Here is a 230-nt window from a genome sequence, read left to right as displayed (position 1 = left end):
GGAGACAGTCCAGCAGATACGAATGTCGATGACACGAGTGATGATGGAGATGACACGGATGGCAACACTGAAGATGATCCAACAGAAACCACCATAGCAGAAGATCCAAGTATCGAGGCGGTTAAGACCGTAGCAATCACGAATGATGTTGCACCAGTAGGCGCGAGTTTAGGCGACACGGTAGAATATACAATCACAGTAACGAACACTGGAAATGTCACTTTAGACGG

The 230-nt window shown here is 47.4% G+C and carries 1 protein-coding gene; it reads left to right on the top strand.

Going from position 1 to position 230, the window contains the following annotated elements; genetic code table 11:
- On the top strand, positions 1–230 hold a 230-nt coding region (locus tag ACXAFS_RS15340; protein ID WP_475308059.1), incomplete at both ends, for a DUF7507 domain-containing protein.

This window comes from Winogradskyella sp. ABM4_392 (assembly GCF_056160445.1).
The sequence above is the reverse complement of the archived record's forward strand: the minus strand, read 5'-3'. Positions and strand labels throughout refer to the sequence as shown.